Origin of the sequence: Nonlabens sp. Asnod3-A02, from assembly GCF_045063755.1 — a bacterium.
GTDB classification, from domain to species: domain Bacteria; phylum Bacteroidota; class Bacteroidia; order Flavobacteriales; family Flavobacteriaceae; genus Nonlabens; species Nonlabens xylanidelens.
In genome coordinates, this window is the sequence record NZ_JBEFOC010000007.1 from 829,930 (window position 1) to 843,072 (window position 13,143).

Below are 13,143 nucleotides of genomic sequence, written 5' to 3' on the forward strand. Positions count from 1 at the left end.
TTTATGAATACTACAAACATAGAGACTAATCAGGCTCCTTCACTTAAAGATCAGATTAATCAATATTTAAGATATTGGCCGTGGTTTATAATTAGTGTTTTTATTTTTTCATTATTAGGTTTTGTTTATTTGAGATATGCTAGCAAAGAGTATCTTGCAACGACTAAAATATTAATAAAGGACACGCAGAGTGGTGGAGGATTATCTGAATTGTCTGCTTTAGGTGATATTGATGTATTAGGTGGCTCCTTTAATACGGTTGAAAATGAGATAGAAATCTTAAATTCTAATCGTTTAATCAATGCTGTTGTGGCAAACTTAGACTTAGATGTAGTTTATACTCGCACAGGAAATATTAAATCTACTAATATTTATAAAAATAGTCCAATCAAATTATCAATTTTAAATGATTCAACACCTTTTACTATTGATAAATCTGTCAACTTAGTTATTAGATATATAGATGAAAATAGTTTTGACATTAAGTTTGCAGATGATTTTAATTATGTAACTCAAAATTATGGATCTTCTTTTGAAATGGAAGATTTAAATCTTCTTGTTGTGCCTGACTTTAACCACTCTAGAAAATCTACAAAGCCTGTGGATTTTAATGAAAGTTGGAAAGATATATTTGTTACTATAAAATCGGTTGAGCAGGTTACTAAATCTTTAAGGTCTAAATTAGATATTGTAAAGTCAGATAAAAGAGGAAGCGTGCTAGAAATTACGTTAGTCGACCCTGTAAGGGAGCGAGCGGAAGATGTTCTAAATAACCTTGTTGATGTTTTTAATGAAGATGCTATAAAAGACAAAAATCAAGTTGCTCAAAACACCGCAAAGTTTATAGATGAACGTTTAGCTGATATTCTTAAAGATTTAGACAGTTTAGAAAGAGGTATTGAAAGTTTTAAAACAAATGAGAAATTAACTAATCTTGTTACAGAGTCTGCTCTTAATTTACAATCTTCAGCAGGTATTGGACGTGAATTAGTTGAAATTAAAACGGAGTTAGAAATAGCTGAGGCGATTGAACGAAAGCTTCAAAATAGTAACTATGACTTTTTACCTATTACAAATGGAGTAAAAAACTTAAGCATTTCACAAGCTACTGCTAATTATAATTCTCTTATTCAAGAATATTCTAGATATAAAGAGAATGCAGGGAAGGAGAATCCTGTTTTGATTAGATTAAAATCAGAAATAGATGACTTAAAACAAAGCATTCTTTTATCTCTTAATAATTCTATTAACTCTATCAACCTACAAAAAAATAGTTTGATGAGGGAGCTAAACTCTGTGACAGGTAAAATCTCTACGGTACCAGAAAATGAAAGGATAAATAGATATATTCAAAGAGACAGGGAGGTTGTTGAAGCTATTTACTTGTTGTTAAATGAGAAAAAAGAAACAACAGCAATATCTTTGGCAGTTACAGCACCCAAAGCCAAGATTGTTGATTTTGCGTTAGCACCGATAGAGCCTATTTCACCAAAGCCTAAAGTAGTGTATTTAGCTATGTTTATGTTGGGACTATTACTTCCTGGAGCAGTTGTCTATGCTAGATCCATTTTCTATAATAAAATAGAATCTAGAAATGATGTAGAGAGAGGATTACCTAATGCTAATATATTAGGTGAAATACCTAAGCTAGATAAAGACAGCATAGATTATATTGTTCCTAATGATAGATCTATACTTGCAGAATCGTTTAGAATCATTAGAACTAACCTTCAATATAAGTTGAATGCTTTAAATCATGATGGTACTAAAATCATTTTGGTAACTTCTACCATAAAGGGTGAAGGGAAGACACTTGTTTCTTACAACATTTCAAATACATTTGCATACTCTGGGAAGAAAGTATTGCTTATAGGTGGTGATATTAGAAACCCTCAATTACATAGATATTTACCTAACGTATCAAAGAGAACAAAAGGGGTTACAGAATACCTTACAAATGATCAACTGACTGTAGAAGAGTTAGCAATGACCTCTAAGGTTAATCCTAACCTCGATATCATTCTTTCTGGTGCTATACCACCTAATCCTGCAGAATTGTGGATGCAAGATAGAACTAAGGACTTATTTGAAGAAGCTAAGTCTTTATATGATCTGGTAATTATTGATAGTGCACCTACTATATTGGTAACCGATACATTATTGATTAATAAGTATGCTGATGTTACAACTTATGTTACAAGAGCAAATTATACAGACACTTCTTTATTAGAATTTGTTGAAGATACTATTGAAGATGGGAAATTGAGTAATGTAGCGGTAGTTGTAAACAACGTTAAGTTAGCTAACTTTGGTTATGGTAATAAGTATGGATATGCTTATGGAGAAGAAAAGAGAACGTGGTTAGATCTCTTGAAAAAGAAATTTTCAAAAGGAAAATCTTTCGAATAAGATTTTCCTATATTAAATATTAAATATAAGCTTGTGGTTTTCCACAAGCTTTTTTATTGAATCAATTTGATTCTTTTTAATTTTTATAGTTTTTATTTTTTCTAAATGTGAAGGCTTGTGAGCATCTGTTCCTATGAACTCATACATCCCTTTATCTAGAAGTGATTTTGCTTTTTGAAAAGAATCTTCTCCATAATGTTCTGTTAAGGAAAGTAAATTGAGTTGTAATTCAAATCCTCTATCTTTTAAGTCTTGATAGGCGTCTATTGATTTAATATATCGGTATCTTTCTGGGTGGGCTAGTATAGGTTTTAAATCTTTTTGACACATTTTAAAAACTAACTCCTCAAGGTTGTTAGGTTTTTGAAAATAAGATAACTCCGTCAGGATGTAGTTCTTATGAAGACATAAATAATTATTAGTATCAATTAGGTTTTCAAATTCACCATCCATCATGTATTCGGAAGCAGTAGAAATAATAAAACCTCTATGATTGCTTGTGTCTAAGGCTAATTTTGTTTGATTAAATTTCTCAGTTATCCCATTTGCATCATTCCCATAATAATCTTCCATGGTATGAGGTGTTGCAATACAACTTCTAAAACCTAATTCTTTAAAAGCTCCTATCATTTCTAAGGTGGTTTCTAGGTCTTTTGATCCATCATCTATACCTGGTAGTATGTGATTGTGAATATCAACGACGTCTTCTAAGAAATCGACTAAAAAAACAGATTTGTTAAAGAAAAACATAATTTAATTATTTAATAATTTTTGAACATCAAGAAGTAGGTATTCATTTGGGAATAGTTCCTCTAGAATAGTTTTGTATCCCGCATTATTTTTTAAAGCATTTTGTAAATGAAACTTTCCTTTTATTAAATCACCACTTTTTAAATAAAGTCCGGCAATTCTGTAAAGAAGTCCTGCTTCTTGTGGGTAAAATTCTAATCCATTTTCGACATTTACTATTGCGGTATCTAACTCGCCTAAAAATAATAGAAGGTCACATCTATCAATCCATGTAGAGAGTTCATAATTACCTAATTCAATAGCTTTCCTGAAGCCGTATTCTGCCTCTTCAATAAAATTGAGCCTTCTGTTTATTGATGCATACTTCGTCCAATACAAAGCATTGTCGCTGTCTACTTCTGTTGCTTTTTCAATATAAGTTAATGCTTTTTGAAAATCGAGACGTTGGGTGTAAAAATTTACTATGGCTAACCATCCCTTATCTAGCAAAGGATCTTCTTTAACGGTTTCTTTAAAATAATGTATGGCTTTTTCATCTACGCCTAGTTTTTCAAAGCATTTACCTAATCGCAAGTAAGCAAATGATGTTGGGTCATCGAGTTTTAAAGTAATTTGATAATTTTCTATTGCTTCATTATACCTGCCTAGTTTTTCAAGAACCTTTCCTTTTTCTAAATAAGCACCCACAAAATGATCGTCTGATATGATCGCAAATTCAAAAGCAGCTAGCGATTTTTCATACATTTTTATGTCAAAATACTGCTTACCTACTTGGTGCCAGGCTACCTCGCTATAAGGGTTTTTATTTAAGAATAAGTTTAAAAAATCTATAGCCTGTTGATGTTCTTGTAAAAAATCAAAACAATAAATGATGTTGTAAAGAGCAGAGTAATCTGTGTCATCTAGCTCGAGACATTTCATAAAATTAACCTTAGCATTTGAATAATCTTCTATAAAAAGAAATTCCATTCCTATAAGATTATAGACATCTGCTTGATCTAGTGTTAAATCTAGAGCTATCTTGAGTAGATGTATCGCTTTATCATGTCTTTCTGTTTTAGAAAAAATATTAGCTTTTTGTATGTAAACTTCGGCATTTTGAGGTTCTAGTTCAAATAACTCATTAAGAACCTCTTCGGCTTGAGAGAATTGATCGTCAAAAATATACATCTCTGCTTTGAATAGCTTCAAATTTGCAGAAGATGGATGCTGTGATATACCTAAACTAATAGCTTTTCGGGCTAGAACCATTTTTCCTTCATCGAGATAATGTTCTATTATCTCTTCAAATTCTCCACTGTCAAAGAATCCAACTTCATTGGACTTTAACATGAGTTCAAACTTTTTTATGCTCAAACCTTCATCACCATTTAAATCAAAATGCATACATAGAATATTAAAAATTCTTGTTTTACTAAGTTCAATTTTTTTGCCAAATTATAGGCAAAAACAAGATTTCTCTTGTCAACAACTTATAAACAGAGTCTTTTAGGGTTAATTGTAATAGAAGTTTTCAGTAACTTCTATAAGTGTTTTACATGCAAATTCTATTTCTGAATTTGTTATAGTATACGGTGGAGTGATCCTGATAGCTCGTTTTTCAAATAATAATAAGAAAAAAATCACACCGCGATTTCTACATTCCTCTACTATTTGAGTTGTAAACTTATCATCGGGCAATAAAGCTATAAGCATAAGGCCTTTACCTCTTACTTCCTTAATGTTTTTGTGTGTTAAGCTTTCGCGAAAGCGTAACTCTTTATCTAACATTTCTGACAGGTATCCACCATTTTCAACTTCTTGTAAAGTAGCTAGTGCAGCCGCTGCGATTACAGGATGTCCTCCGAATGTGGTAATGTGTCCTAAAATGGGTGAGTTAGATAATTGTGACATATGTTCTCTACTCGCAGTTAATGCGCCAATGGGAAGGCCTCCTGCGAGTCCTTTGCCGGTCACGACAATATCTGGTACAATGTCTAACTGAGTGAAGTAAAACATGCTGCCTGTGCGACCTATACCAGGTTGTATCTCGTCTATAATGAGCAAGGTATTTGTTGCTTTACAGCGTTTACTTAGTTCTTGTGCCCATATTTTATGAGGTATTTTAAAGCCAGCACCGCCTTGAATACTTTCTATAATAACAGCTGCGGTATTTTTATTAATCTTCTTTAAATCTTGAAGGCAATTAAAATTGATATGTGATATACCTGGAAGTAAAGGTCTGAAAGGTGCTTTGCGCTCTTCAAAATCCATTAGGCTCAGTGACCCTAACGTATTACCGTGATAGGCGTTTCTCATAGCGATGATTTGAGATTTTCCAGTTACTTTTCGGGCTAGTTTTATAGCGGCCTCTATCGCCTCGGTACCGCTATTTACTAGATAAGTGGTTTCTAATGGAGCCGGTAGGAGAGAGGCTAGTTTTTTACATAATAATACAGCTGGTTCTTGAGCATACTCTCCATAAACCATGACATGCATATATTGATCTACTTGTTGTTTTATCGCTTTTACGACGGCAGGGTGACAATGTCCTAATGGTAGTGCACTTACACCTGCAACCATATCTAAATATTTCTTGCCAGATTTATCATAGATATAATTTCCCTTTGCACTGGATATCTCTATTCCTGGTGCATAGGGTGTGGTTTGTGCTTGGTATTTATAAAAATCATCCTTCATTTTCTTTCTCTTCCTTTATAGCATCAGGAGTATCTGTAGATCTGGTTTTAAGATCTTCTTCTTTTAATCTTGAGTTCTTATTGATGTTAAATGGTGTTTCTTTTTTGAAGAAATCCTCTTCGATATCAGGTAATGGTATCCCTTGAATTGGGGTTAAAACAGGTTTTGGTTTGCCTCTGAAAAGATCTTCTTTTGATATTATTCTTTCATCGCCTCGCCATTTAAAGCCTCTTAAAGTTCGAGCATTTTCAGGTAATTCTTCTGGAGGGTATGTCTTATCGTCTGGATCATCATAATTTGTGATAACGGTCATTTCTTTATTTTCAAAAAGAATCTCCATCCTACCGCTAGTACCTTTGTTTATACCTATTAATTCTTGTTTGTCATTGCGTGAATAGATTAAATTTTCAACATTCTTATTAATATTGACGACTTCTAATTGACTAGAATCATTGAATTTACCAATAAGTTCTTTTCCTTTTATTTGATTAAAACCACCGCTACTATCTTGGTCTACTATAAAAGCATTATAGAAGACGTGCAAACTGTCCAGGCGTTCTGTTAAGGTGTTGCTTTGAATGTGTATGCTATCTCCTGTCATCTGGCTGTTACCACTCCACAACACTGGTTTAGTAATCATTTTAGTAAGTCCAGTACTTTGCCTAGTGACTATCGAGTCACATCTACCACTAAGGTTGCTTTTAAATAAACGTACATCATAAAAACCCCTTACTATTCTATCATTTTCGGGACCTGTGACCATGAGTCTATCTGCATGTATGTATACACTATCTTGATCTTGAATAGAAATTGCAACGGCTCTTTTAGTTATAAAGACAGAATCTTTTGCTCGATACACTTCTGCATAATGCCCTTTAATAATAGATTTATTTATTGTGTCGGTTACCACTATATTGTTAGTTGCACTTGCAAATGACCTGCCTCTATTAAAGTAAAGGCTATCTCCAATTACTGTTCTATTGTTATAGTCTATCCTGGAGTTCTTTATAAAGTAACCTTCGTCATTTCTAGTGTCATAAAAACCTCTTTCACAATATACGGTACTAGTTTTTCCTTTTATAGTAGATGGTCCATACATTCTAGTATGTCCTGTGTCGGTATAGAAGTTAAGGTGATTACTATTTATGGTATATTCTGGATTTCTCACTTTTACGTCATCAAGAAACTGATAACGTTTTTCTTTAATAAAATAACGTCCGATCCTGCTTTCTAAAGTACTAGCAGTGTCTTTTACAGTACCGCCGCTTCTATAATAAGCTTCTTGCTTTGCACGATCAAAGAATAAGGTGTCTGTTTTGAGTGTCGTCTCTGGGTTTCTCATAAAAACATCACCACTGGCAAATGCTAGTTGAGAAGTACCATTATATTCTGCATATTCAGAGCTCATTTTTATAGAATCACCTTGATGTATACGTACGTTTCTAAATATTCTTATAAAGTTATCTTTCTGATATAAAACAGCTCGGTCACACCACATTTCTATGCCTTTGTGTTGTACAAATACTTGTTTTCTATCATTACCAGAATAAATTACCGCGCCAGGAAAAAGGTCTTCATTAATTTCTCTTAGACCACCAGTTACATTAATTAAAGAATCATTTACTGTTTCCTGTGCAATGGTAGTATATGAAAGTGATATGAATATAAAGAAAAGAAGTTTTTTCAAGATGGTGTTTTTAGAGAGTTCAAAATTACGAAAATGCATCATGCTTTAACTAAACGTTTCTTTTTAGATTAATTATATTATAAACAAAAAAAAGCGTCCCCAAGGACGCTTTTTAAATTTATGTAAGAGTTGAATCTTTATAATTCAATACTAGTTATCGTTAGAGATTCCTCCTGTCCCGCAATCATCTTTACAGAAAGAGTTAGTAGTACCTACTGAGTCACCAACTTGATCACCATCTAGCCAGATACCTTTTCTTTCACTGATACAACCATGACTGTTAAGTCTGTATAGTACAGCGTAAACAGAGTTACAAGTACATTCATCTATACAGCTGTCAGAAAAAGTATAAGTAACTTTAGTCTTTCTACTACCGAAACAGTTTCTAATGTTGAAACGACATACGTTAGGAGTACCGTCTGCACTTAACGGAAGATCATCACAATCTTCATCGATATTCATAAATACAGAGTAAATAAACCATCCATCTGTTGATTCTAATGTATATGTAAATCTTGTGTTATTGCTTATAAGACCTCCTAAAATACCATCTTGTACTTTAGCTATTTTTAGGTTAAGAGCGCTTTCTCCAGTTGCAGGGTCAATACCATCTTGATCTACACAGTTACCAAATTCTGGGTTAGTAATAGGTAATAATTTATTTAAATCACTTACAGCAACAATAGACTCGATATCATAAGGGTAAACAGATGCGTCTGGATTAATTGCTTCAGGAACTAAACCGTTAGATAACGCGTCTTCTTCCATAAAGTTGATAAATCTTTCTTCGCTTAATGCTGTTACATCTACAAGATCTGCTCTATCTTCATTAGTCTCTTCTACAGAACAAGAAACGATTGTAAATGCGGCTATAAATAAAAGTAATAGTTTTTTCATCATGTTTATTTTACATGGCAAAACTACAATAAAAGTAAAGTTAGAGTTTAAAATAGTCGTTTTTTTCGCTCTAAGGTGTTATTTAATCGATTTTCAACACTTAAAAACATAATTAATTGAAAAACAGTAATTTAGCAATTACATTTCGTCGACATTAACATGCGTTTAACGTTTTTTTAGGTGCTTTTTTTGATCTATTCAACCAGCCAGGTCATTTTAGTACTTGTTAAATCTTCTGTAGATACTTCAGTTTCTGTAATAGCAGCTTTTCCAGTTGAGCTATTCTTTAAAGAAAGTACCTCGTATTTAATTAAATTCCATCCTTCCTGAATGTCTAATTGATAAGAATCTATTCTAGAATAAATTTCGTTAGAGTCATCTTCAAAAAGATTTTCTGAAACTTGTTCACCTATGATAGAGATAGGACCTTTGGCATAAATGTAATAATAGTGATATCCTTTTTCTGGAGTAGCATCACTTTTTCCAACTGCGTAGTCCACAAAGTTTTTGCTCGAACTAGAAAATATATAATGAGTTTTTTCTGGTGATATTATTTCAAATCTAAAGAACTTACCAGCATAGGCTATTAATTCTTTTTTACCAGTAAAATCTAGCTCGCTAGCATTTGGAAAACTATCTAATGCGCTAGTGAATTCTAGGTTGTATTCTGCATCAGGAGAAGAGTTATAGGTGTTAAAAGAATTACGTGTGATGGCATCAAAATCCTGAGGTAATTCAATTTTAAAAGTACCATTATTAGCTATTTCTCCACCTATTATAGGTTCAACAAAATAACCCATAATATTGATTTCACCATTTATTCCTTCTGGATTAGAGGCTTTGCCCTCAATAGATAATATGTTTTCTGTGTTGTCTTCAATGCTATCTTCTTTTTCCTTTTCGATTGTTTTACAGCTGGTTAAAATTATGAGAAATGCTAGCAATAGGTGTCTTTTAATCATCTGGTTTTATTTGATTTAAACATAGAATCTAATATAAGATTGATTCCTTGAAATATAAATACTATGGCCAGTAATGCAAATGCTATTCCTGGCATTAAAAAAATAATAGGATGTTCAGACCCTGCTCCTATATATATAAGGATAGGGCCAGCAAATAGAAAAAGTACGCTTATAGCAAGCTTTTTAATTCCTTTACCTAAGACCTCTCTATCTGTAGATGTTTGCGACATAATGTTAACAAATTCCTTGATGTTCAATAGCGTTTCTTACACTACCATGATCGATTAATAACTTTCTAGCAATTTCATAATTTACACCTGTCGCTTCCATAATCATACGTGTACCTCGATCTACTAGCTTATCATTACTTAACTGCATATCGACCATTTTATTACCTTTTATATGGCCTAATTGAATCATAACACTGGTACTGATCATGTTAAGAATCATTTTTTGCGCTGTACCAGCTTTCATCCTGCTGCTGCCGGTAATGAATTCAGGGCCTACAATTACTGCTATAGGATGTGTGGCAACTTGATCTAATGGACTGCCTGGATTACAAGTAATGCATCCAGTGGTAATTCCCATTTTATTGCAACTTTCTAGACCGCCTATGACATATGGTGTAGTGCCGCTAGCGGCTATTCCTATAACTACATCTTTATTAGTTATTTGGTAGTTTTCTAGATCTTTAAATGCTTGTTTTTCATCATCTTCAGCATTTTCTACAGCTTTTCTAATTGCTGTATCACCACCGGCAATAATACCTATGATTTTATCATAAGAAACACCGAATGTCGGTGGACATTCACTAGCGTCTAGTACACCTAATCGACCACTAGTTCCGGCGCCTATATAAAATAGACGGCCACCAGTTTTCATTTTAGAAACAATTTCTATTACGAGTGACTCAATAAGTGGTATTACCTTTTCTACAGCAATTGCTACTGTTTGATCTTGTTCATTAATACTACTTAATAACTCTCCAGGACTCATCTTTTCTAGATGATTGTAATGAGAATCTTGCTCTGTTATTTTATTAAATGCCATGATGTTGGTATCGCTTTCGCGAAAGCGGTATTTTAATTAAACTAATAAGATATGGTATCCATGATTTCTAATCCATAACCTATAATTCCTATGCGTTTACTTTGCTCAGAGTTAGTCATCAACTTAATTTTAGTAATGTCTAAATCATGAAGTATTTGCGCGCCTATTCCATAATCTTTATTATCAAGATTGCGTCTAGGAGCTTTAATACCACCGTTTTCTTGTAGATCTTTAAGCTCTTCTAATCTACCTAACATGTTTTCTGGCTCAAACTGCTGGTTAATGAATACTATCGCGCCTTTCCCTTCTTTGTTTAATTGATTAAACATTGCGTCTATCTTTCTGTCGGCATCGCTAGTAAGGGTAGAGAATAGGTCATTATTTACCTGTGTAGAATTCATACGTGTAAGAACGGTTTCTTCTTTTTCCCAATCACCTAGAGTAAGTGCTATGTGAATTTGATCGTTAGTTGTTTGTTGATATGCACGTAAACGGTACTCACCAAAACGTGTTTTTAACATAAAGTCTTCTTTCTTAACGATAAGGCTATCATGTTTCATCCTGTAAGCAACAAGATCTTCTATAGATACTAATTTAAGGTTGTGTTTTTTTGCTACTTCTATTAATTGTGGTAGACGTGCCATGCTACCATCTTCATTCATGATTTCTACTATAAACCCTGCAGGTTCATGACCAGCAAGTCTTGCAAAATCAATGGCTGCCTCTGTATGTCCTGTTCTTCTTAGAACACCGCCATCTTTTGCCTTAAGAGGAAAAATATGTCCAGGTTTACTTAAATCGTGTGGTTGTGTGTCTTTATCAATGATCGCTTGTAGAGTTAAAGCTCTATCTCCCGCACTTATTCCAGTGGTCACACCGTGACCTCTTAAATCTACTGAAACAGTAAAAGCCGTTTCCATAGGATCAGAATTATTTACTACCATCATGGCTAGATCTAGTTCTTTACATCTAGATGCGGTAATAGGTGCGCAAATTAATCCACGCCCATGTGTGGCCATAAAATTCACTAATTCTGGTGTTGCAGATCTAGCGCTGGCAACAAAGTCACCCTCGTTCTCACGATTTTCATCATCTACAACTATAATGGCTTTACCATTTTTTATATCTTCTATAGCATCTTCTATGCGGTCTAATTGAAAGGTAGGAGCGGCTTTTTCTTGAGTAATCATAAGGAGTTATTGATTTAAAAAAACATCTTAAATATGATTATTTAAGTATTTAAGACTTCCTTACAAAGATAATGATTAAGCTGCAGCGTGAGGCGATTTTGGGCGTTTTTTAAACTTTGAGAACAGCTTCTTAAAGCTGAATTCATTACTAAAGATACCCTGGTCTGTCGTTGCTCTGTAGGTAAGGTAGATACCTATAGGGAATAGAATAAATGTACTCAACCATGCACCTAACCATGCAGGAAATGCGCCCTCAGTAGCTGCTTTTTCTGCAAAAATACCAATGAAATGATAGGTTAAAAAGAATAAGGTAGCGACTACTAGTGGCAGTCCCATACCACCTTTTCTTATAATTGCACCTAGTGGGGCACCTATAAAAAACAGTATAATACAGGCTACACCTAACACGTATTTCTTGTGAATTTCTATTTCATGTTTTGCAAGTCTAGATTTCTCACCTTTAATTTGATCTTCTCTATTTTGAACTGCTGCTTTCTGGCTGCGCACTTTACTCATCGCCACATCTAGTGCTCTACGCTGGTCAAATATTTTAAGGCTGGCAAGCAAATCTTTAGGATTTTCTCTAATGGTATCTAACGCAGCAGTACGATCCATAGTACTGGGTGCCCACGTTCTATGCTGGTTACTTCTATATATTTTATAGTTATTAGTAAGTGCAAGAGAGAAAGTGTCGATACGATTATACAGCTCATTAATTTTAAGCATTCTATGATTATCAGTCACCGACTCATCATCTATATCGACTTGATTTAATTTAGATACATCTATGTTTAGAGCATATTCTTTAAACTCTGTTTTTACAAATGGAGACGTTTTCGCTTTTTTAGGCTCTGTTATAAAAAGGTCTTCATAATAATTTCCATCTTCTAGAACTAATTGAATGATATTAGATTTTAAAGAACTTTTTAACTCACCGCTTTTACTTTTGATAACGGTATAATTACCGTTTTTCCTTGGATTTTTTTTGTGGATAATCACGTCGGTTAAAAACTCACCGTTTTCTCCGGACTTTTCTCCCACTTTAATATTTATATCACCTAATTGATTAAATGTTCCCTGACCTATAGCCATGGCAGGTTTCATTTTTGCAATATTACCTCGCAGATTTCTCTGTTTAAAATATCCCCATGGAATGACAGAATTAGCAAATAAGAAAGAAGTAATTCCTATACCTAGAATAACAAAGGTTAGGGAGCGCATAGCTCGTTGCAGTGAAATCCCGTTAGATTTCATAGCGGCAAATTCATAATTCTCTGCCATTTTACCAAAAACCAATATGGCTGCCAATAGCACACTTAAAGGTAGAGCGATAGGCACCGCAACAGGAGTAGAGTAGTATAAGAATTTTGCAATAGTTAATACATCGAGATCTTTACCAGCCAGCTCTTTGATATATAACCATATAGCTTGCAGGATAAGAATAAACATTAACACAATAAAGACGCTTAAAAACGTCTTTATGTATTGGCTTAATATGTATCGATCTAATATCTTCAAT

The 13,143-nt window shown here is 33.6% G+C and carries 11 protein-coding genes; 1 reads left to right on the forward strand and 10 read right to left on the reverse strand.

Annotation, left to right across the window (positions count from 1 at the left end; genetic code table 11):
- The first annotated feature begins 3 nt into the window (after window positions 1-3).
- A complete protein-coding gene (locus ACJJVN_RS07150) occupies window positions 4-2,409 on the forward strand; it encodes a GumC family protein (protein WP_405377631.1) in 2,406 nt (801 codons plus the stop codon).
- Window positions 2,410-2,421: 12 nt separating this feature from the next.
- On the opposite strand, the gene ACJJVN_RS07155 is transcribed toward ACJJVN_RS07150, so the two are convergent.
- From ACJJVN_RS07155 to ACJJVN_RS07200, 10 genes are all read right to left on the reverse strand, one after another.
- The gene (locus tag ACJJVN_RS07155) at window positions 2,422-3,159 is read right to left on the reverse strand and encodes a tyrosine-protein phosphatase (RefSeq protein WP_405377632.1); all 738 of its coding nucleotides are present in this window, start codon (window positions 3,157-3,159) and stop codon (window positions 2,422-2,424) included.
- Window positions 3,160-3,162: 3 nt separating this feature from the next.
- Window positions 3,163-4,545, reverse strand: coding sequence for a tetratricopeptide repeat protein (locus tag ACJJVN_RS07160; RefSeq protein WP_405377633.1), 1,383 nt, complete (start codon window positions 4,543-4,545; stop codon window positions 3,163-3,165).
- A 108-nt stretch (window positions 4,546-4,653) separates the two neighbouring features.
- Window positions 4,654-5,838 (reverse strand): aspartate aminotransferase family protein, encoded by a 1,185-nt coding sequence (locus tag ACJJVN_RS07165; protein ID WP_405377634.1) that lies wholly within the window; start codon window positions 5,836-5,838, stop codon window positions 4,654-4,656.
- On the reverse strand, window positions 5,828-7,525 hold the full coding sequence (locus ACJJVN_RS07170; RefSeq protein ID WP_405377635.1) for an OstA-like protein: 1,698 nt from the start codon (window positions 7,523-7,525) through the stop codon (window positions 5,828-5,830). The genes ACJJVN_RS07165 and ACJJVN_RS07170 overlap by 11 nt, the downstream gene beginning before the upstream one ends.
- A gap of 150 nt (window positions 7,526-7,675) precedes the next feature.
- Window positions 7,676-8,422: a hypothetical protein gene (locus tag ACJJVN_RS07175; protein WP_405377636.1), complete on the reverse strand. Its 747-nt coding sequence runs from the start codon at window positions 8,420-8,422 to the stop codon at window positions 7,676-7,678.
- Between the two features lie 194 nt (window positions 8,423-8,616).
- On the reverse strand, window positions 8,617-9,384 hold the full coding sequence (locus tag ACJJVN_RS07180) for a hypothetical protein (RefSeq protein WP_405377637.1): 768 nt from the start codon (window positions 9,382-9,384) through the stop codon (window positions 8,617-8,619).
- A complete protein-coding gene (locus tag ACJJVN_RS07185) occupies window positions 9,381-9,614 on the reverse strand; it encodes a DUF6095 family protein (RefSeq protein WP_104516237.1) in 234 nt (77 codons plus the stop codon). The genes ACJJVN_RS07180 and ACJJVN_RS07185 overlap by 4 nt, the downstream gene beginning before the upstream one ends.
- Before the next feature lie 4 nt (window positions 9,615-9,618).
- Window positions 9,619-10,434 (reverse strand): N-acetylmuramic acid 6-phosphate etherase, encoded by an 816-nt coding sequence (gene murQ / locus ACJJVN_RS07190; RefSeq protein ID WP_405377638.1) that lies wholly within the window; start codon window positions 10,432-10,434, stop codon window positions 9,619-9,621.
- A gap of 41 nt (window positions 10,435-10,475) precedes the next feature.
- A complete protein-coding gene (gene ribB, locus ACJJVN_RS07195; RefSeq protein ID WP_104516239.1) occupies window positions 10,476-11,624 on the reverse strand; it encodes a 3,4-dihydroxy-2-butanone-4-phosphate synthase in 1,149 nt (382 codons plus the stop codon).
- Window positions 11,625-11,699: 75 nt separating this feature from the next.
- Window positions 11,700-13,142 (reverse strand): LptF/LptG family permease, encoded by a 1,443-nt coding sequence (locus tag ACJJVN_RS07200; protein WP_405369106.1) that lies wholly within the window; start codon window positions 13,140-13,142, stop codon window positions 11,700-11,702.
- Between the last annotated feature and the right edge of the window lies 1 nt (window position 13,143).